General features: G+C 63.3%; 20 protein-coding genes. 16 read left to right on the top strand and 4 right to left on the bottom strand.

The annotated features are described in order from the left end of the window. Positions 1–181: 181 nt before the first annotated feature. Positions 182–1,342 (top strand): MFS transporter, encoded by a 1,161-nt coding sequence (locus C1725_RS05655; RefSeq protein ID WP_346026387.1) that lies wholly within the window; start codon positions 182–184, stop codon positions 1,340–1,342. A 50-nt stretch (positions 1,343–1,392) separates the two neighbouring features. Here C1725_RS05655 and C1725_RS05650 read toward each other — a convergent pair whose 3' ends face one another. Continuing rightward, a complete protein-coding gene (locus C1725_RS05650; protein WP_102410687.1) occupies positions 1,393–2,604 on the bottom strand; it encodes a ribose-phosphate diphosphokinase in 1,212 nt (403 codons plus the stop codon). 341 nt (positions 2,605–2,945) lie between these two features. On the opposite strand from C1725_RS05650, the gene C1725_RS05645 reads away from it, so the two are divergent. Next, entirely contained in the window at positions 2,946–4,025 is a 1,080-nt protein-coding gene (locus C1725_RS05645) for an undecaprenyldiphospho-muramoylpentapeptide beta-N-acetylglucosaminyltransferase (protein WP_102410686.1), read from the top strand. Between the two features lie 37 nt (positions 4,026–4,062). Then, positions 4,063–5,013: an alpha/beta fold hydrolase gene (locus C1725_RS05640; protein ID WP_102410685.1), complete on the top strand. Its 951-nt coding sequence runs from the start codon at positions 4,063–4,065 to the stop codon at positions 5,011–5,013. Between the two features lie 79 nt (positions 5,014–5,092). Here the strand turns inward: C1725_RS05640 and C1725_RS05635 are convergent, their stop codons facing one another. From C1725_RS05635 to C1725_RS05625, 3 genes are all read right to left on the bottom strand, one after another. Beyond that, positions 5,093–5,800 (bottom strand): 5'-methylthioadenosine/adenosylhomocysteine nucleosidase, encoded by a 708-nt coding sequence (locus C1725_RS05635; protein WP_102410684.1) that lies wholly within the window; start codon positions 5,798–5,800, stop codon positions 5,093–5,095. 10 nt (positions 5,801–5,810) lie between these two features. Continuing rightward, positions 5,811–7,010 (bottom strand): AI-2E family transporter, encoded by a 1,200-nt coding sequence (locus C1725_RS05630; RefSeq protein ID WP_102410683.1) that lies wholly within the window; start codon positions 7,008–7,010, stop codon positions 5,811–5,813. An 81-nt stretch (positions 7,011–7,091) separates the two neighbouring features. Then, positions 7,092–7,952 carry a patatin-like phospholipase family protein gene (locus C1725_RS05625; protein WP_102410682.1) on the bottom strand — a complete coding sequence of 287 codons (861 nt, stop codon included), beginning with the start codon at positions 7,950–7,952 and terminating at the stop codon, positions 7,092–7,094. A 194-nt stretch (positions 7,953–8,146) separates the two neighbouring features. Between C1725_RS05625 and C1725_RS05620 the strand changes: the two genes are divergently transcribed. The 13 genes from C1725_RS05620 (at position 8,147) to C1725_RS05560 (ending at position 20,256) form a co-directional block, all read left to right on the top strand. Continuing rightward, positions 8,147–8,986, top strand: a complete 840-nt coding sequence (locus tag C1725_RS05620) for a fumarate hydratase (protein ID WP_102410681.1) — start codon at positions 8,147–8,149, stop codon at positions 8,984–8,986. A gap of 40 nt (positions 8,987–9,026) precedes the next feature. Continuing rightward, on the top strand, positions 9,027–9,578 hold the full coding sequence (locus C1725_RS05615; protein WP_102410680.1) for a Fe-S-containing hydro-lyase: 552 nt from the start codon (positions 9,027–9,029) through the stop codon (positions 9,576–9,578). A 233-nt stretch (positions 9,579–9,811) separates the two neighbouring features. Further along, on the top strand, positions 9,812–10,276 hold the full coding sequence (locus C1725_RS05610; RefSeq protein ID WP_102410679.1) for a Na+/H+ antiporter subunit E: 465 nt from the start codon (positions 9,812–9,814) through the stop codon (positions 10,274–10,276). Next, positions 10,276–10,590, top strand: coding sequence for a monovalent cation/H+ antiporter complex subunit F (locus tag C1725_RS05605; RefSeq protein ID WP_102410678.1), 315 nt, complete (start codon positions 10,276–10,278; stop codon positions 10,588–10,590). The genes C1725_RS05610 and C1725_RS05605 overlap by 1 nt, the downstream gene beginning before the upstream one ends. After that, on the top strand, positions 10,583–10,903 hold the full coding sequence (locus C1725_RS05600; protein ID WP_102410677.1) for a monovalent cation/H(+) antiporter subunit G: 321 nt from the start codon (positions 10,583–10,585) through the stop codon (positions 10,901–10,903). Before C1725_RS05605 ends, C1725_RS05600 begins: the two co-directional genes overlap by 8 nt. After that, the gene (locus C1725_RS05595) at positions 10,903–11,187 is read left to right on the top strand and encodes a hydrogenase subunit MbhD domain-containing protein (protein WP_102410676.1); all 285 of its coding nucleotides are present in this window, start codon (positions 10,903–10,905) and stop codon (positions 11,185–11,187) included. Before C1725_RS05600 ends, C1725_RS05595 begins: the two co-directional genes overlap by 1 nt. Beyond that, a complete protein-coding gene (mbhE, locus tag C1725_RS05590; RefSeq protein ID WP_346026386.1) occupies positions 11,168–12,193 on the top strand; it encodes a hydrogen gas-evolving membrane-bound hydrogenase subunit E in 1,026 nt (341 codons plus the stop codon). Before C1725_RS05595 ends, mbhE begins: the two co-directional genes overlap by 20 nt. After that, positions 12,193–12,567 (top strand): sodium:proton antiporter, encoded by a 375-nt coding sequence (locus C1725_RS05585; RefSeq protein WP_346026385.1) that lies wholly within the window; start codon positions 12,193–12,195, stop codon positions 12,565–12,567. Before mbhE ends, C1725_RS05585 begins: the two co-directional genes overlap by 1 nt. Position 12,568: 1 nt before the next feature. Then, complete coding sequence (locus tag C1725_RS05580; protein WP_102410674.1) at positions 12,569–14,065, top strand: proton-conducting transporter transmembrane domain-containing protein; 1,497 nt, start codon at positions 12,569–12,571, stop codon at positions 14,063–14,065. A 29-nt stretch (positions 14,066–14,094) separates the two neighbouring features. Further along, positions 14,095–15,573: a proton-conducting transporter transmembrane domain-containing protein gene (locus C1725_RS05575; protein WP_102410673.1), complete on the top strand. Its 1,479-nt coding sequence runs from the start codon at positions 14,095–14,097 to the stop codon at positions 15,571–15,573. Between the two features lie 22 nt (positions 15,574–15,595). After that, positions 15,596–17,068, top strand: a complete 1,473-nt coding sequence (locus C1725_RS05570) for a proton-conducting transporter transmembrane domain-containing protein (protein ID WP_102410672.1) — start codon at positions 15,596–15,598, stop codon at positions 17,066–17,068. Positions 17,069–17,083: 15 nt separating this feature from the next. Then, entirely contained in the window at positions 17,084–19,153 is a 2,070-nt protein-coding gene (locus C1725_RS05565; protein ID WP_346026384.1) for a complex I subunit 5 family protein, read from the top strand. 239 nt (positions 19,154–19,392) lie between these two features. After that, positions 19,393–20,256, top strand: coding sequence for a F0F1 ATP synthase subunit A (locus tag C1725_RS05560; protein ID WP_102410671.1), 864 nt, complete (start codon positions 19,393–19,395; stop codon positions 20,254–20,256). Positions 20,257–20,262: the final 6 nt, after the last annotated feature.

The raw sequence follows: 20,262 nt of genomic DNA, 5'->3' as shown, positions 1-20,262 counted from the left end.
ATTCTCAAGCAAAAGCAGCACAACATCTTGTATATTCCGCCGTTTCGCAACGCTCCCCATTATATCAGCACGGCGCGGGATATTCAAGGGGAACACACAGAGAAAACGCGCTTTTTTCCTTTGCATGAAACTCCATCCAGATTGGCAGACTGAAGAAAGCGAGGCAAGGGAGGCGGGGACGATGGCGCAAAACGCCTATAAATGGAAGATCGGCGCGTATTATGCAGCGGAGTACGCCGCCTCAAGCGCGTGGAACGGCTTTGTGACGCTCTACTACGCCGCGCGCGGCATGGACGTGGGCCAGGTGAGCCTGCTCATGGCGTCCGGCCCGCTGGTGGCGCTCGCCGCCCTGCCGCTCACCGGCTACGCAGCCGACCGCGCCCCCAGCCGCAACGCCGTGCACCGGCTGCTGTTCGCCTGCTGCGCCGCGTGCAGCCTGCTCTTTCTGCGGGCGGAAGGTTTCTGGACGCTGCTGCTGTACACCTGCCTGTTCTCCTTCTTTTCCACCTGCATCGCGCCCATGGGCGAAACGGTGACGCTCAGCTACCTGCATCGGGAAGGACTGCCCTTCGGCCGTCTGCGCATGGCGGGCACGCTCTCCTACGCGCTTTGCAGCTATGCGCTGGGCGCGCTGCTGGATGGAAGCATCGAGCGCTTCGTCCCCATCGTGTGCGCCGCCTACGCGCTGGGTGGGCTCTGCAGCCTGCTGCTGCCCTCCGTGCCCACGGGGGAGCACAAAAAGCGCCCGCGCTTTCTTTCCCTTCTCAAAAAGAAGGAGCTGCGGACGCTGCTCGCCTTCGCGCTCTGCCTTCAGGCGGCGCAGGGGGTGTTTTATACGCTGTACGGCCTGCTCATGACACAGACGCTCGGCGGCTCGCGGGCGGACGTGGGGCTGGGCACGCTCGTGGGCACGCTCGCGGAGGTTCCCTTCCTGCTCTTCGCGGACAGACTGCTCCGCCGCTTCGGGGCGCCCCGTCTGCTGATCGCCTCCGCCGCAGGGCTTAGCCTGCGCTTTCTCGTGATGGGCCTCATCCCCTCCCGCGGCGCGGCCATCGCCTCGCAGGCCCTTTGCGCGTGCGGCATCATCGTCTGCGCGTTCGCCATGGCGCAATACGTGAGCCTCTCCGTGCCCCGCGACAGCGCTGCCTCCGGCCAGATGCTGCTCTACGTCGCCACCTACGCCGTGGCCCGGGCGCTGGGCAGCCTGATTTCCTTTGCGCTCAGCCGCTTTGTGTCGCTGCCCGCGTCCTTTCTTTGCTGCGCGGGGCTGTGCGCGCTTGCGCTCGCCCTCTTTTTTCGCGCGCTGCTGCGCCTGCCGGGGCTGCCAAACGAAGAAGCGTAGAAGCGCAAAAACCGCCCGCCGCTGCGCGGTGGACGGTTCGTTTCGCGGTGTTAAACCAGACGCAGGCCGTTTTGCGCCTGCTCATTGTGGTAGCGCTCCAGCAGTGCCTTGATGCGGTTCCAGGGGTTGAGCAGACCGGAAAGCGTGCGGTCGTGGTTGAGGGTCGCGATGATGTAGGCGATGTACTTGGACATGTCCGCCTCCACGAACCAGGGCGCCTTCAGCAGCTCCGGCGTGCGGTAGGTCAGGTTCGTCGCCATGATCTTGGTGATGATTCCCTCTTCATAGGCACGGTTGAACGCGTCGATGCCGTTGGTGAACAGCGCAAAGGTGCCCGCGGCGTAAATGCGCCTTGCCCTGCGGGCTTTGAGCTCGTGCGCGAGGTCGAGGATCGACTCGCCGCTGGAGATGATGTCGTCGGCCACGAAGACGTCCTTGCCCTCGACCGACTCGCCCAGGTACTCGTGCGCGATGATCGGGTTGCGCCCGTCCACCACGCGCGTATAGTCGCGCCGCTTGTAGAACATGCCCAGGTTCAGCCCCAGCGCGGAGGAATAGTAAATGTTTCGCTGGATCGCGCCCTCGTCCGGGGAGATGACGATCATGTGATCCTTGTCCAGCTGCAGGTCCTTTTCGCTGCGCAGCAGCGCCTTGAGCATCTGGTAGGTGGGCATCACGCTCTCAAAGCCGGAGAGCGGAATCGCGTTTTGCACGCGGGGATCGTGCGCGTCAAAGGTGATGATGTTTTCCACGCCCATGTGCGTCAGCTCCTGCAGCATCAGCGCGCAGTCCATCGACTCGCGCGAGGAGCGCCGGTGCTGGCGTCCTTCGTACAGCATGGGCATGATGACGTTGATGCGCTTGGCCTTGCCGCCCGCCGCCGCGATGATGCGCTTGAGGTCGGCAAAGTGCTCGTCGGGCGTCATCGGCACTTCGCGCCCGTACATCTTGTAGGTGCAGTTGTAGGCGCCCATGTCCATCAGGATGTACAGGTCATAGCCGCGCACGCTGCTCTTGAGCATGCCCTTGCCCTCGCCGGTGCCAAAGCGCGGGCAGTTCGCCTCGATTAAGAATCCGCTGTTTTCGTATCCGGGGAAGCTGTGAAGCAGTTCGCTCTCGTCGTCGGCCTGCTGCCAACGCATCAGGTAGTCGTTCACGACGGCGCCCATCTCTTCTGTGCCGCGCATGGCGATGATGCCGAGCGGCGCGATCGGGCGGGTGGGAAATCTCTCGGTAGCGACATCGCGAAGCGATTCTGTCATGCTAGTATACCATCCTCTTCGGCGCTGGAAGGCCAGCGCAATGCTTTTAGAACCGTAACCCCGTTTATTATACAGCATTCGACATTTTTTTTAAATGGGTATTTGCCGCAAAACTGTACATTAATGAAATCTTGCTCTTTTTGCAGCGGCGGTTTTAGGATGGCTATACGAAGCCCTTTTTTATGCCTGCGGTTTTTTACAAATTCCGTTCAAACTTTCGAGGCCATCATGGTATAATAGAAGGAGAGCCGGCCCGCGCCATCAAGGCTCCGCGCATTCGTCGCCCCGCCTCGGCGGAACGCAAACGCGCCATCCATCACCCGACAAGGAGGGCTTCTTCTTTGAAACGCATCGTGCTTACCGGCGGCGGCACGGCCGGTCACGTGACGCCCAACCTCGCGCTCATCCCCTTCCTGCAAAAGGACGGATGGGATGTTCACTACATCGGCACAAAGGAAGGCATCGAGCGCTCGCTCGTAGAACCCCTTGCGGGCGTTACCTATCACGCGGTAAAGAGCGGCAAACTGCGCCGCTACTTCGACGTGAAAAACCTCACCGATCCGTTCCGCGTCGTCGCCGGTGCTTTTCAGGCCCAGAGCCTCCTGGGCAGGCTGCGCCCGAACATCGTGTTCGCCAAAGGCGGTTTCGTGAGCGTGCCCGTCGTCTACGGTGCGGCGCTGCACCGCATCCCCGTGCTCATCCACGAGAGCGACATCACGCCCGGGCTTGCCAACAAGCTCTCCGCGCCGTTTGCCAGCGCGGTGCTCACCACCTTTCCGGAAGCGGCAAAGGCCATGGGCGAAAAGGGCGTCTGCACCGGCACGCCGCTGCGCCGCCAGCTCTTCGAGGGCAGACGCGAACGCGGGCTCTCGCTGTGCGGCTTCAGCGCCTCCCGCCCCGTGCTGATGATGGTCGGCGGCAGCCTGGGCGCGCAGAGCGTCAACAAGGTGCTCCGCGAGGCCCTTCCAAAGCTGCTTGCGCATTATCAGGTGCTGCACGTATGCGGCAAGGGCAATCTCGCCCCGGAGCTCGAGGGCAGGGCGGGCTACCGCCAGTTTGAATACCTGCAAGGCGAGCTGCCCGACGCGTTTGCCTGCGCGGACATGGTGCTCTCGCGCGCCGGTTCCAACTCGCTTTCGGAGATTCTCGCGCTGGGCAAGCCCGCGCTGCTCGTCCCCTATCCGGCCACCGCCAGCCGCGGCGACCAGATTCTCAACGCCCATTCCCTCGCGGCGCGCGGTCTGGCACACGTCATCGCGCAGGAAGATCTGAACGCCGAAAGCCTCGTGCGCGAGCTCTCCGCGCTGTGGGCGGATCGCGCCGCGCTCACGAAAGCGATGCGCGCGCTGCCCGACGCCGACGGTACGGCGCAGGTGCTTGCCCAAATCGAACGCTTCGCACGCCCCTCCACGGAGGGCTGATCGCCTCTGCATTTTCAAAAGAAGGGAGCCGGTATTCATGGTACAAAAGACCGAATGGGCGCTGTCCTCCACGGATGGCGTCAGCACCCTGCACGCCATCACCTGGCGTCCGGAAGGCCCCGTCCGCGCCATCCTCCTGATCGCGCACGGCATGGTCGAATACATCGACCGCTACGACGATTTCGCCCGTTATCTCTGCATGAGGGGCTTTCTCGTCAGCGGCCACGACCACCTCGGCCATGGCAAGAGCGTCGCCAGCGAGGCGGATCTCGGCTATTTCGCGGACAAAAACGGCTTTAACTGCCTGATCGAGGACGTGCACCGCCATCGCGAGCGCGTCGCGTCAGAACATCCGGGCGTGCCCGTCTTCGTGCTGGGGCACTCCATGGGCTCGTTCGTGATCCGCAACTACATCCAACGCCACGCGGAGGGATTGAGCGGCGCCGTCGTAATGGGGACGGGCAACCAGCCGCGCATTGCCGCGCTCGCGGGGCGCGCCGTCTCCGGCTTCCTGATGAAGACGAAGGGGCCGCGCTACCGCAGCCCCTTCGTAGACAGCCTGGCCCTCGGCGGCCTCAACAAGCCCTTTAAGCCCGCGCGCACCAAGAACGACTTCATCAGCAGCGACCCGCAGGTGGTGGACCGCTACTGCGCGGATCCCCTCTGCTCCTTCACGTTCACCGTCAGCGCCTACCACGACATGTTCGGCGGCATGCTGAACCTCAGCGACCGGAGCCGCCTGGCGGGCATGCCTCGCACGCTGCCTGTGCTGCTCGCCTCCGGCGGACAGGATCCTTTGGGCGACATGGGCAAGGGCATCGAAAAGCTCTGCGGCGCCTACAGGGAGCTGGGCATGCAGGACGTGACGCTGCGCCTGTACCCCGGAGACCGCCACGAAATCCTCAACGAGCGCGACCGCGAAACTGTGTATGCGGACGTGGCCGCCTGGCTCGAAAGCAAGCTCGTCCCCCAGGCGTCCATTTCATGACGTACAGCGCCCCCGTCAACGGCACATGCTGCGCCGCTGACGGGGGCGCTGTTCTTTGCGGGCGATGCCGTGGGCCGCGTCAGGCCTTTGCCATGTCCGCCGCCATTTCCTCGACCAGGGCGGCGCTCCGCTTGGCCGCCGCGCGTTCAAACGTGGGATAATCCATCTGCGCGCTGTCGTCCGCCTTGTCCGAAATCGCGCGGATGACGACGAAGGGCAGGCCGTTGACCCTCGCCGCGTGCGCGATGGCCGCGCCCTCCATCTCCGTGCACAGGCCCTCAAACGCCTGCGCAATGAACGCCTTGCGCTCCTTGTCCGCGATGAACTGGTCGCCGCTGACGACGCGCCCCGTCTTCACCCGCACGTCCGCCGCCGCGCGCAGGCAGGCCGCCCGCGCGCAGGCGATCATCCCTTCGTCCGCCTCGAATGAAAGCGTGCCCATCCCGGGCATGACGCCGATCGGATACCCCAGCGCCGTCACGTCCACGTCGTGATAGAGCGCGTCGGTGGAAATCACGAGATCGCCGATGTCAAGCTCCGCGTCGAGCGAACCGGCCACGCCCGTGTTGATCACGTGGGTCACGCCAAAAAGATCGCAGAGAACCTGCACGCACAGCCCCGCGTTGACCTTGCCGATGCCGCACTGCACCACCACCGCGGGCAGGCCCCGCAGCTTCCCCTCATAAAACGTCATGGCGGCGCGCCGCACCGCGCGGACGTCCGAAAGCGCCTCCCGCAATGTATCGATTTCCAGCTCCATCGCGCCGATGATGCCCAGCTTAATCATTTGTCAAACCTCACTTCGCGTCCGCACGCGGACACTTCAATTTTACAGGGTCGATTCGCTTCTCGCGCAGGCGCGCGCGCATTGCGCGCTGCACCAGCGTGTAAATGACGGAGGTCGTGGGCACCGCGATCAGCATGCCCAGAATGCCCATCAGGCTGCCGCCGAGCGTCACGGCGAGCAGCACCCAGATCGCGGGCAGGCCGACCGCCGAGGCCGAAACCACGCGCGGATAAATCAGGTTGCCCTCGATCTGCTGGAGCACGAGGATAAAGAGCACGAACCAGACCGCCTGCATGGGGTTGACCACCAGGATCAGGAACGCGCCCACGACCGTGGACAGCAGCGCGCCGAAGATCGGAATCAGCGCGGTAATCCACAGCATGACCGAAATCGGCAGCGCGTATGGGAAGCGGAAGATCGTCATGCCGACGAAGCACAGGCCGCCCAGAATGGTCGCTTCCGTGCACTGCACGGTGACGAAGCTGAAGAACGTGTCGTGCGTGAGCGAGGCCACGGAGATGATCTGATCCACGCGGCGCTCCGGCAAAAAGGCGTAGAGCATCTGCTTGCACTGGCGGCCGAGCTTTTCCTTCTGCACCGAGACGTAAATCGCGAACACCGCCGTGAGGAACGCGCTGAACACGCCGTTGAAAATCGTCGTCGCCGCGCCCACCGACGAGGAAAGCGCCACCCCCGCGATGCCCTTCAGCCAGGCGACGAGCGTGTTGACGATGTTGTTCCAGCTGGGAAGCACGCTGTTTACGATCTCCTGGTACTCCGGGTAGCCCGCGAGGTAGACGTTCAGCTGTTCAAACCATTCCTGCGTCTTGGGCAGGTAGGTCATGATGCTGTCCGCGAGCAGGCCCACCGCGTTGATGAGCTGCGGAATGACCATCAGCAGCACGAAGACGATCAGGGCCACGATCAGGGCGATGGAAGCGATCAGGCTCACGGGGCGCACCCAGCGCGCGCCGGGCCTCACCAGCGGCCGCCCCTTGATGCGAACGCGCTTTAAAAAGCGCTCGATCAGCTCGATGGGCACGCTGAGGACGAACGCGACCGCAAGCCCGATCAGGAAGGGCGAGGCCAGGTTCATCAGGTACTGCCCCGCGCGCACGACGGCGGGCAGATTCTGCACGCCCCAGAACAGCACGATCGCAAACGACGAGAGCAACAGGATCTTTTTGATGTTCTTTGAGTTCAGCTCCAAACCGGCATCCTCCTCAAACCCCTTTTGCAGGGCACGCGCCCTTGGCGGCGCGACAATCTATTGTACGGGCGCGTTCCGGACTCATGACAGCATCCCCCACGCCCTGAGCACGTCCAGCTTTTGCTGCATCAGCAGCCTTGCGTCCACCATGCCTTCCTCGTAGGCGGCCCGCAGCTTTCCCTTGTCCTTTTCAAACCGGTCGATGGCCAGCGGCTGCCCCGGCGCCACGACCAGTGCCGTGCCCGCCCTCTCCAGCTCGAACAGCCGCGCCCGCTGGCCGTTGTAGACCTCGCTGCGCCGGTCGAGCGCGCCGATCATCTCCGGCATGGAGCGCAGCAGCTTCTGATACGCCGCGCGCATGGGCTCGGGCTTCTTTTCGTAGCCTCGGTCGCGCGTGAGCACCACGACGACCCGCTCACACCCATCCGCGAGCGCCTTTTCAAAGGGAATCGGGTCGGTCGTGCCCCCGTCCAGATACGCACCGCCGAGATAATGCACCACGGGCGAGAACATGGGGATGGAAGACGACGCGCGGAGCACCGTGGAATCGTGGTTGATGTACGACTTGTTGAAATAGGCGGGGCGCCCGGTCTTCACGTCCGTGACGCCCGCGACAAACTCCGTGGGCGAGCGCAGGAACGCCTCGTAATCGAACGGATCCAGCCTATTGGCGATTTCCTCGAACAGAAACTTCATGCCGAAAAGCGAGCGTTCCCGGATAAAATTCTGAAAGCTCAGGTAGCGCTTGTCGTCGATGTAATTCAGGTTGATACGGACCGAACGCCCGCGCTGCCCGGATACGAACGACACCCCGTTGTTCGCCCCCGCTGAAACGCCGACGACGTAATCCACGCGCAGGCCCGCGTCCATCATCGCGTCGAGCACGCCGCTGGTGTACACGCCACGCATGCCGCCGCCTTCGAGCACAAGCCCCGTCTTCATTTTCAATACCTTCCTCTCTTTTGCGCAAAGCCGCAAAATGCATTCCCTGTTATTATACACGCTCTCTGCGCTAAAATGCGAGGGGGTTACGCATAAAAAGTCGTTTATACGGTTCTAAAATGACGCGTTATCGGTTGATTCGCGCGCGCGCGTGCGGTATGATGGGGGCAGACACAAATGCCGGAGGGATACGAATGCGAGAAATACACGTTCAGCAAATCGAGGATACCCTGTACGCCCTGTGCCGCAGCGCCTGCTGCGAAATCGGAGACGACGTACTCGCCCTGCTAGAGGATGGGCTGCGCCGCGAGCGCTCGCCTTTTGGGCGGGACATCCTGCGCCAGCTCATCGAAAACGACCGTCTGGCCTGCGAAAGGCAGATGCCCATCTGTCAGGACACGGGCATGGCCGTCGTCTTTCTGGACGTCGGTCAGGACGTGCACCTGACCGGCGGCGACCTGACGGAGGCGGTGAACGCGGGCGTTCGGCGCGCCTACCGGGACGGCTGCTTTCGCAATTCCGTGCTGACCCCGCTCGAGCGCGTGAACACCGGCGACAACACGCCCGCCGTGCTGCACGTGCGCATTCTCCCGGGGGAACAGGTGCACATCACCGTCGCGCCCAAGGGATTCGGCAGCGAAAACATGAGCCGTCTGGGCATGCTGACCCCCTCGCAGGGACGGGAAGGCGTCCTGGACTTCGTCGTGGAGACGGTGCGCCTCGCGGGCGCGAACCCCTGTCCGCCGGTGGTGGTGGGCGTGGGCATCGGCGGCACGGCGGAAAGCTGCATGCTGCTGGCGAAGCGCCAGCTCACGCGAAGTGTCGGCGCGCCGAGCCTAGATCCGAACCTCGCGGAAATGGAGCGGGAGCTGCTCGCGCGCATCAACCGGCTGGGCATCGGTCCGCAGGGGCTGGGCGGCGACGTGACGGCGCTGGCCGTGCACGTCGCCCAGACGCCCACGCACATCGCGGGGCTGCCGGTCGCGGTCAACATGCAATGCCACGCGGCGCGTCACAAGGAAGCTACGCTTTAAACGCGCCGTCCTCATCCTCACGCAGAAAGGAAGTCTTTTCATGCCCATTTCCATCACCGCGCCTTTCGACCGGAAGGCCCTGAAAGCCCTGCGGGCGGGCGACAGCGTGCTGCTTTCGGGGACGATCCTTACCGGACGCGACGCCGCGCACAAGCGCCTCATCGCCCTTTTGGACGAGGGAAAGCCCCTGCCCGTCGATCTGGCGGATCAAGCGATCTACTATGCGGGCCCCTGCCCGCCCAAGCCCGGCGACGTCATCGGTTCGTGCGGGCCCACCACAAGCGGGCGCATGGACGCCTACGCCCCCCGCCTGCTCGACCTGGGGCTGGCGGCGATGATCGGTAAGGGCTTTCGCAGGCCCCAGGTCGTGGAAGCCATCAAACGAAACGGAGCGGTGTACTTCGCCGCGACGGGCGGGGCGGGCGCGCTCATCGCGCAGTGCGTAAAGGAAGCGCGCGTGCTCGCCTTTGAGGATCTGGGCACGGAGGCCGTCCGCGCGCTCAGCGTTGAAAACCTGCCGCTCATCGTCGCCATCGACAGCGAAGGAACCGATCTGTATCAGGCGGGCCCCGCCAAATACGCCGCGCCGTAAGCTTTTTATCATCACATAAGGGTCCCGCGGAGAGGATAAACCTGCCGCGGGGCCCGTTTTCAGCCAGAAATTCCGGGAAGTTCTTCCTATCTAAAATAGGCGCTTTCCTGAAACTGTTCAAACGGCATGAAGGGGCCCCGGCATCTTTGTCGTTTTATTTTTCTTTATGCGCTTGACGCGGCCTTACCCGCGGCAGTACAATAGGTCGAACAATCATAAGGGAGGCATCATCAATGTTCGTTGTGTTCTTTATGATGTGGGTGATCTTCAACGGACAGTGGACCACCGAAATTGCCCTTCTGGGGCTTTTTCTTTGCGCCGCGCTGTACCTGTTCACGTGGAAGTTCATGGGCTACGGCCCCCGGCAGGAGTGGCGCGCGCTGAGGCGCATGCCGCGTGTGCTTTCCTACGCGTGGACGCTTCTCGTTGAGATTTTCAAGGCGAACATCCACGTCATGCACTTCATCCTCACCCCCAAGTACGAGGTGGAGCCGGAGCTCGTGGGCTTCAGGACGAAGCTTCAGTCCGACACCTCGCGCGCGGCTCTGGCGGATTCCATCACCCTGACCCCGGGCACGATCACCGTGCAGGTCGAAGGGGACAGGTTCCTCGTGCACTGCCTGGACAAGTCGCTGGGAGAAGGGCTTGAAGACTCGGACTTCGAGCGCCGCCTGCTTGAATTGGAGGGGAAGCGCTGATGGAAAGCTGTTATCAGATTCTGTATAACGCCGCCTTCGTGGTGCTGGGCATCCTGCTGTTCCTGTGCCTGATCCGGTCCATACGCGGGCCGCGCATCGCGGACCGCATCGTCGCGGTCAACATGATCTGCACCATCGTCACGATCATCATCTGCGTGCTGGCCCTGGCGATGGGCGAGGGATATCTGGTGGACGTCGCGCTGATTTACACGATGCTGGGCTTCCTGGCCGTCGTGCTGCTCACCAAGGTCTACATGGGCGTCTACCTCGAAAAGAAGCAGAAAGAGGCAAAGGAGGCGAAGGGCGATGCTTGAGGTGCTGCGCTTTTCCGTTTCCGCCGCCCTGATGACCTGCGGGCTGCTGGTGCTGTGCGTGGGCGTCTTCGGCGTGTTCCGCTTTCAATACGTGCTCAACCGCATGCACGCCGCCGCCATGAACGACACGATGGGCATTCTCTTCGTGCTGCTCTCCCTCATCGTGGCCGAGGGCGCGACCTTCACGTCGCTCAAGCTCGTGCTCGTCATCCTGATGCTGTGGATCACGAGCCCCGTGTCCAGCCACCTGGTCTGCCGCCTGGAGGTCACCACCAACGAAAAGCTCGAAAAGGAAATGGAGGTGCACAGGTAATGGAATTTCTAAACATCCTTCTTCTCGTGTTCATCATCGTGTGCGCCGTTTCGGTGAGCCTGACGAAGAACCTGCTCACCTCGCTTATCATCTTCATGTCACAGAGCCTGGCGATGTCCATCATCTGGATCCTGCTGCAATCCCCGGACCTGGCCATCACCGAGGCGGCGGTCGGCGCGGGCGTCACCAGCCTGCTGATGTTCGTCACGCTCAAGAAAATTCACGCCATCGACACCGAAAAGGAAGCGGAAGGGGGCGAGCATCGTGGCGAAGCTGAGAAATGATTACGAAAACACGCCGTTCGCCCGCTTCATGCGCTGGGTTCGCCGGGGCGGTTCGCGCCTTGAAAGCGAAATGGAGCAGGATCTGACCGAGGCCGCGCCGGACAACTCGCTGCTCTCCAGCGAATCCATCGCCGAGATGGAAAACGCCTACGACGCGCGCCAGGACGCCGCGCGTGAAAAGGAACGGGCGATGCTGGAGCAGATGCACGGCTGGACCCGCACGCGGGGCCGCAAGCTGGTGAACACGCTGTACGCGCTGCTCTCCGTCGTCATCTGCCTTTCCATCATCTACGTGCTGCTGGGCACGGTCGCCGACCTGCCGCACTTCGGCGACGAGCACAACCCCATCAACAATGAAGTTTCCGGGCGCTACATCGAGCGCGGCATTCAGGAAACGGGCGCCGTCAACATCGTGACGGGCATGATCCTCGACTACCGCGCCTTCGATACCCTGGGCGAGAGCCACGTGCTCTTCATCGCCGCCTGCAGCGTGCTGATCCTTCTGCGCGTGACGCAGGAAAAGAAGCGCGACGGCAGCATGTCGCAGGAAAAGCAGGACGCCGAAATCGACGACCGCGTCTACGAGCCCAAGAACGACATCATCCTGCAAAAGGCAGCGACGATCCTCGTGCCTCTGATCCTGCTCTTCGGCATTTACATCATCTTAAACGGCCATTTGTCGCCGGGCGGCGGCTTCTCCGGCGGCGCCGTCATGGGCGCCGGCCTGATCCTGTACCTGAATGCATTTGGATTTGAGAAGACGGAGCGCTTCTTCACGTTCAAAACCTTTAAGACCGTCTCTTTCTGCGCGCTGGCATTCTACGCGCTGGCCAAGAGCTACTCCTTCTTCACCGGCGCCAATCACCTTGAAAGCGGCATCCCGCTGGGCACGCCCGGCGCCATCCTCTCCTCCGGCCTGATTCTGCCTCTGAACATCGCGGTGGGCATGGTCGTATGCTGCACCATGTATGCGTTCTACACGCTCTTCCGGAAGGGGGATATGTGATGCTTCAAAACCTTCTGACCAACTACGAAGAGGCCGCGGCCATCATCCTGTTCGGCATCGGCATCACGACGCTGCTGCTGCAGCGCAACATGATCAAGAAGATCATCGGCTTTTCCATGATGGACAGCGCCATCTACCTGTTCCTGGCCGCCAAGGGCTTCATCGCGGGCCGCGGCGCGCCCATCATGGTGGACGGCGTGCAGTCCGTCGAGGCGTACATCAACCCCATCCCCAGCGGCCTGGTGCTGACCGGCATCGTCGTTTCCGTCTCCGTCAGCGCGCTCATGCTCGCGCTCACCGTGCGCCTGTACCGCCGCTATCACTCGCTGGACATCGACGAAATTACCAGCATGATGCGAAAGGAGGAACCGTAACGTGGCGTTTTGGCAGAACATCCCCTTCTTCAGCATCCTGATCGCGCTGGCTTCGGCCTCCTTTACCTCGATCATGCCCGCAAAGGCGGCGCGCCGCACGGCCATCGCCGTCACGAGCGTCGTCCTCGGCCTCTCCGGCCTGCTGATCGGCTTCATGTACGTGAACGGCGGAAGCTACACGTTCATGATGGGCCACTTTCCCGCGCCGTGGGGCAATGAAATCCGCGCGGGCCTTCTGGAGGCTGTGACGGCCTTCGTCTTTGCGCTCATCATGCTCATCTCCCTGCTCGGCGGCCTTTCCAAGGTCGAGGAGCACGTGGAGGAATCCAAGCAGAACCTGTACTTCATCATGTGCGAGCTGCTGCTCACCGCGCTGCTCGCCCAGATCTACACCAACGACCTTTTCACCGCCTACGTCTTCGTCGAAATCATGACCATCGCCGCGTGCTCGCTGATCACCGCCCGCACCAAGGGGCGCACGCTCGTCGCCGCCACGCGCTACATGGTCATGAACCTGCTGGGCAGCGGCCTCTTCCTGCTGGGGCTGACGCTGCTTTACGACCTGACGGGGCATCTGCTCATGGAAAACATCCACGAGCAGGTGGTGATCCTCTCCGAGACGGGCCTTTACCACCAGCCGCTCACCGTCGTGATCGCCCTGATGTGCCTGGGCCTTGCGATCAAGAGCGCGCTGTTCCCGTTCCACACCTGGCTGCCGGACGCCTACGGCTACACCACGCCCGCCTCCAGCGCGATGCTCTCCAGTCTCGTGAGCAAGGGCTACATCTTCCTGCTCATCAAGGTCATGTACCGCGTCATCGGGCTGGACGTCATCCGCGAGTCGGGGATCGACAACATCCTGCTCGTCTTCGCGCTGGTCGGCGTGGTGATGGGCTCGGTTTCCGCGATCAAGGAAAAGGACATCCGCCGCATGATCTCCTACTCCTCCGTCGCGCAGATCGGCTACATCTTCATGGGCATCGGCCTGGGGTCCGAGGCGGGCATCGTCGCCGCCATCTTCCACATCTTTGCGCACGCCGCCGCGAAATCCATGCTCTTCCTCTCCGCCGGCGGCCTGTGCGAGGTTTCCGGCGAACGCCGCATGTTCCGCGACCTGCGCGGCAGCGCGTATCGCAACCCCATCGCGGGCGTCGCCTTTGTCGTAGGCGCGTTCTCCATGGTCGGCATCCCGTTCTTCGGCGGCTTCATGTCCAAGCTTTGCTTCGCCTCCGCGGCGATGCAGGCGGGCGGCATGCGCATGATTCTGGTGCTGCTCGTGCTGGCCATCAGCACGGCGCTCAACACCCTGTACTTCCTGCGCACCGTCATTACGATCTACCGCCCGGCGATCCGCGAATACCCGGAGGCCAAGGACTTCAGGCCCCGCACCTCGTTCGCCTTCGCGATGGTCGTCTCCATCGGCGTGAACATCGCGCTGGGCGTTTGCTCGCAGCCGGTGCTGAACGCGATCACCCAGGGGCTTGCCCATTTCGGCTGATAGGGCCGCTGAAGAAGGAGTGTTATCCCATGCAAGGCGATCTTACGCTGCTGCTTCCCGTGGCGGTTCCGCTCGCCGCAGGGCTCATCGTGTGCTTTTTCAAGGCGCTCGATACCCGGCGCGCGCGAAACCTCTTTACGGGCGCGGCGCTCGCTGCGACGATGCTGTGCACGCTGCCGGCCTTATTCCGGGGCGAGACGCAGTTGACGCTGTTTTACCTGACCGACACCATCCCCGTCCTCCTGAAGGCGGACGGCATCGCCAAGCTGTTCACGGCGCTGATCGCGTTCGTGTGGGCGATGGTCGGCTTCTACTCGTTTGAATACATGGCGCACGAGCAAAACGAGCGCCGGTTCTACGCCTTTTACCTGCTCACGCTCGCGGCGCTGATGGGGCTTTCGCTTTCGGGCACGATCGTGACGCTGTACATGTTCTACGAGGCGATGACCCTGCTTTCCCTTCCGCTGGTGCTGCACACGCAGACCAAGGAAGCTATCGCAGCGGGCATTAAGTACCTCATCTACTCCGTGTTCGGCGCCTCGCTGGCGCTGCTGGGCATCTTCTTTTTGCAGTTTTACTGCACCGGCCTCACCTTTACCCCCGGCGGGGCGCTGGACATGGCGAGGGTCGCCGGCCACGAGCCGCTGCTGCTGCTCGTCGTGATGCTCATGATCCTGGGATTTGGCGTCAAGGCGGGCATGTTCCCGATGCACGCGTGGCTTCCGACCGCGCACCCGGTCGCCCCCTCCCCCGCGAGCGCCGTGCTCTCGGGCGTCATCACCAAGGCGGGCGTGCTGGGCATCCTGCGCGTCGTCTTCTTCCTGGTGGGCCCGGATTTCCTGCGCGGCACCTGGGTGCAGGGCCTGTCGATGGGTCTCGCCCTCGTCACCGTCTTTCTGGGCTCGATGCTCGCCTTCAAGGAGAGCCTGCTCAAAAAGCGGCTGGCCTACTCCACGGTCAGCCAGGTTTCCTACGTGCTCTTCGGCCTCTTCACGCTCACCCCGCTGGGCTTCGTAGGCGCGCTGCTGCACGTGGTGTGCCATTCGCTGATCAAGAACACGCTGTTCATGGGCGCGGGCGCGATCATCGAAAAGACCGGCAAGACGAGCGCGGACGAGCTGACCGGCATCGGCAAGCAGATGCCCATCGTCATCTGGTGCTTCACGCTGGTCTCCGTCGCGCTCATCGGCATCCCGCCGACGGGCGGCTTCGTAAGCAAGTGGTACCTGGCGAACGGTTCTCTCTCGATGGGCGCGGGCGTGTACGCCTGGCTCGGCCCGGTCGTGCTGCTGGTCAGCGCCCTGCTCACCGCGGGCTATCTGCTGCCCATCTCGACCCGCGGATTCTTTCCGGGCGACAAGGCTGACCTGGCGGCGCTTCCCAAGGCTGAGCCGACCGCGCTCATGACGGTTCCGATGATCGCGCTCACGGCGCTCGCCGTACTGATCGGCATGTTCCCGGGCACGTTCATCTCCTTCTTCCTGTCCATCGCGGGCAGCGTCCTGTAAGCGAAAGAGAGGAAGTAAACGTATGACATTGATGCTTTGCACCTTTTTGCTGCCGCTGATCGGCGGCGCGGTTCTTCCCCTGCTTCACCTGGAGGATCGAAAGCGCCGCTCCATCTACGTGCAGGTCGTGACCACCCTCACCTCGCTGATGGCGCTTGGACTGCTCCTTCGCCGCCCGGAGGGAACGCTCACGCTCTTTCACATGACCGACGAGCTCTCCCTCGCCCTGCGTCTTGACGGCGCGGGCAGCGTGTTCATGGGCCTGATCGCCTTTCTCTGGCCGCTGGCGACGCTTTACGCGTTCGAGTACATGGCCCATGAGGAGCACGAGACGTCCTTTTTCGCCTTCTACACCATGACCTACGGGGTGACGCTGTGCATCACCATGGCGGCGAACCTCTTTTCCCTCTACGTGTTCTACGAGTGCCTGACACTCATCACCCTGCCGCTGGTCACGCACAAGATGGACGCCAAGTCCGCGCTCGCAGGCCGGCGCTATCTGGTCTATTCCATCAGCGGCGCGGCGCTCGCCTTCATCGGCCTGGTGTTCATCATGACGTTCGGCACGAGCACGGCCTTCCAGTACGGCGGCGTGCTGACAGCGGAGGCCATCGCGGGCCGCGAGCAGCTGCTGCGCCTGGTGTTCCTGCTCGCCTTCATCGGTTTCGGCACCAAGGCCGCCATGTTCCCGATGCACGCCTGGCTCCCCCTCGCCTCCGTCGCGCCCACGCCGGTCACGGCGCTGCTGCACGCGGTCGCGGTCGTCAATACCGGCGCGTTCGCCTGCATCCGCCTGATCTACTACAGCTTCGGCACGGAGCTGCTCTTCGGCACCTGGGCGCAGGCGGTCGCGATCCTGCTGGCCGCGTTCACCATCGTCTACGGCTCCGCCATGGCCGTGCGCGAGCAGCACTTCAAGCGCCGCCTCGCCTTCTCCACGGTCAGCAACCTCAGCTACATCCTGCTGGGCGCGGCGCTGATGACCCCAGCAGGCCTCGTCGGCAGCCTCACGCACCTTTGCTTCCACGGCCTGATGAAGATCACCCTCTTCTACTGCGCAGGCGCGGTGCTGGTGAAGACCGGCAAGGAATACGTACAGGACCTGCGCGGCTATTACAAAGTCATGCCCTTCACCATGGGCGTGTACACCCTCGCGGCGCTGGCGCTGGTGGGCGTGCCGCCGATGGTCGGCTTCATCAGCAAGTGGAACCTGCTGACGGCCTCTGTGACCAGCGGCCTCACGCCCGGCTACATCGGCGCGGCTGCGCTGATCGTCTCCGCGGTGCTGACGGCGGTTTACCTGCTCTACGTGGTCGTAACCGCGGCCTTTTCCCCGCTCGCGGAGGGCAGCATGGCCCTCGCCGGGGAGCGCCGCGACCCCAGCTGGCTCATGAAGGGACCGCTGCTCGTGCTGTGCGCGGCCATCGTGCTGCTGGGCCTGTTCTCTACGCCGCTCGTCCACTACTTTGAGGCCGTCGCCGGCGGCCTGCTGTAAGGAGGAGGATCGATCATGAACCTGCTTTTACCCGTGCTCGTCTTCTTCCCGATGGCGGGCGCCTTGGCCTCCTACCTCGCGGGACGGCGCGACAAGCACCTGCGCGACGTGCTCTGCTGCGCCTTCACGGTGGCGGAGTTCGCCGCGGCGGCGCTGCTTCTGCTCAGCGTCCTGCGCGGGGCTTCCTACGCTTTTCGTTGGGAGGGCTTCTGCGCGATGGGCCTCACCTTCCGCCTGGACGGATTCCGCGCGCTTTACGGCGCCATCGCCGCCTTCATGTGGATGATGACGACGCTGTTCTCGCCGGAGTACTTCAAGCACTACCATAACCGCAACCGCTACTATCTGTTCACCTTGCTCACGCTGGGCGCGACGATGGGCGTGTTCCTCTCCGACGACCTGTTCACCACCTTCGTGTTCTTCGAGGTGATGTCGCTCACCTCCTATGCCTGGGTCGCGCACGACGAGCGCGCGGAGTCCCTGCGCGCGGCGGAGACGTACCTGTACATCGCGGTCATCGGCGGCCTGGTGACGCTGATGGGCCTGTTCCTGCTCTACAGCAAGCTCGGCACGCTCGCCTTTGACGGCATGCGCGCTGAGGCCGCTGCGATGCAGGACCGCTCCCCGCTCTACCTCGCGGGCGCGCTCACGTTCTTCGGCTTCGCGGCCAAGGCCGGCATGTTCCCGCTGCACATCTGGCTGCCCAAGGCGCACGCCGTGGCCCCGGCCCCGGCCAGCGCCCTGCTTTCCGGCATCCTGACGAAGACGGGCCTGTTCGGCATCCTCGCGGTGAGCTGCAACCTCTTCCTGCACGACGCCCCCTGGGGCGACGCCGTCCTCTTCTTTGGCTGCGTCACCATGTTCCTGGGCGCGCTGCTGGCGCTGTTCTCCGTAAACCTCAAGCGCACGCTGGCCTGCTCCTCGATGTCGCAGATCGGGTTTATCCTCGTGGGCGTGGGCATGCAGGGGTTGTTGGGCCCGCATAACGCCCTTGCCGTGCAGGGTACGGTGCTGCACATGGTGAATCACTCGCTCATCAAGCTGACGCTCTTCCTGTGCGCAGGCGTGGTCTTCATGAACCTGCACAAGCTGGAGCTGAACGACATCCGCGGCTTCGGGCGCGGCAAGCCCCTGCTGCACGCGGCGTTCCTGCTGGGCGCGCTGGGGATCGCGGGCGTCCCGCTCTTCAACGGCTACATCAGCAAGTCCCTGCTGCACGAGAGCATCCTCGAGTACGTCGCTCTGCTCGGCGAGGCTGGGGCGGCCGCGGGCCTGTACCGCTTCGTGGAAATCCTCTTCGTCGTCACCGGCGGTATGACGCTCGCGTACATGACCAAGCTGTACGTCGCCCTCTTCTGGGAGAAGAACGACACGAGCCAGGCCCAGTTCGACGCGCTGAACGGCAAGTACATGAACCGGCTGTCCGCGTTCGCGCTGTGCGGCTCCGCCGTGCTGCTGCCGCTGCTGGGCATGCTGCCGGACGTGTTCATGACCCGCATCGCGGTCCTCGCGCAGGGATTCCTGGGCGGCGTATCGCCGGAGCACGCGGTCGCCTACTTCTCCTCCGAAAACCTCATGGGCGCGCTCAAGTCCATCGTCATCGGCGCTGTCCTGTACGCGCTCATCCGCGCCTTCCTGATGCAAAAGGAAAAACGCTCGCGCGCCTACGTCAACCGCTGGCCCGCGAAGCTCGACCTGGAGGAAGCCGTGTACCGGCCTCTGCTGACCAAGGTGCTGCCGAACCCCGTGCTGGTCGCCCTGACCCGCGCGCTGGACGAGCTCACCGACTCCGTCATCATCGCCCTGCGCCATACGTTCCTGGGCAAGACGAAGAAGCACAAGCCCGTACCCGTCGGCACGCATCTCACCTACGCCCTGGGCTCCCTCCTCAACGGCTTTGTCTGGGTGCTCAACCGCACGGTCTACCATCGCCGCCCGATCAGGACGGACTTCACCGTCGCCCTGGCGGCCGGGTTGGAAGAGGTGCAAAGCGGCGGGCGGCTCATCACCCGCAGCGTCTCCTTCGGCCTGCTGCTGCTTTGCATCGGCATGTACCTGACGTTCACCTACCTGATGACGCTTTAAGGCAAGGCGCCCGCGTGCGCCTTCCGCCCAGCGATCCGGTTCCGCGCCTGCTCCGGCAGGCCGGGGCCGGATTGCTTTTTTTATCCAAAAACGCCGCCGGTTTTTTCATTTCCTTCGTCTTTGGTTCTTTCAAAGCGCTCTATGCCATATATTTCGTCGCATAACGGCGGATTTCTTGCAAAACGTCCACCATGGTGCTATAATGCGTTTGATTTGAAGTGTTGGAAAAGAGGTATCGTATGAAGCAAAAAAAGGGAAAAGTCCGTTTCTGCGTGGCGGTCGCCCTTCTGCTGACGGCCCTGCTTGCATCCAGCCTGCTCACCGGCTCCGGGGGCGGACAGACTGAATCCATCAAGACGGTCATGCGGGACGCAGTGCTGCACGAGGAGAACCGCATCGGCCTCTTCGGCGTTCTGGAGGTCAACCCCGCGGTCATCTCCGATTTCGTGCTGACGGGCCTGTTGCTGGGCGTGGCGGCGCTGCTGCGTCTCTTCGCGATTCCACGCTTTCGCTACGTACCGGGCAGGCTGCAGGTCGTCCTGGAAGAGCTGGTGTCGTTCTTTCATCGCCTCGCCAAGGGCAACAGCCCGCATCGCTACCGCTTCCTCGGCGCGTACATCTTCGGGGCGGGCGTATACATCTTCTTCGGCACGCTGTTTGAGCTGTTCGGCATCCAGGCCGTCACCACGGCCGGACGCTCGATCTCGCTGCCCGCCCCCCTGTCCGACATCAACGCCGCGATCGCGCTCGGTTTTTTGTCCTACGCCGTGATCCTGACCGGCGGACTGATCAGCAACGGCCTGCGCGGCGTCGGGCAGACGCTCAAGGACTTCTCGCTGCCCATCTCCATGAGCTTCCGCCTTTTCGGCGCGCTGCTCAGCGGACTGCTCGTGTCGGAGCTCGTGTACTACTCCATCTCGCTCAGCTTCGTGCTGCCCGTGGTGGTGGCCGTGCTCTTCACCCTTCTGCACGCGCTCATTCAGACCTACGTGCTGACGATGCTGACGTCTCTCTTCTATGGCGAGGTCACCGAGCCTCACGTCCCCAAGGCCAACAAAGCCGGAAGCGCAGCCAAGCCCGCGCCTGCGGCGGCACAATCATAAACGGAG

Origin of the sequence: Beduinella massiliensis, assembly GCF_900199405.1 — a bacterium.
Classification (GTDB): domain Bacteria; phylum Bacillota; class Clostridia; order Christensenellales; family Aristaeellaceae; genus Beduinella; species Beduinella massiliensis.
This window is presented reverse-complemented; position numbering and strand designations above follow the sequence as displayed.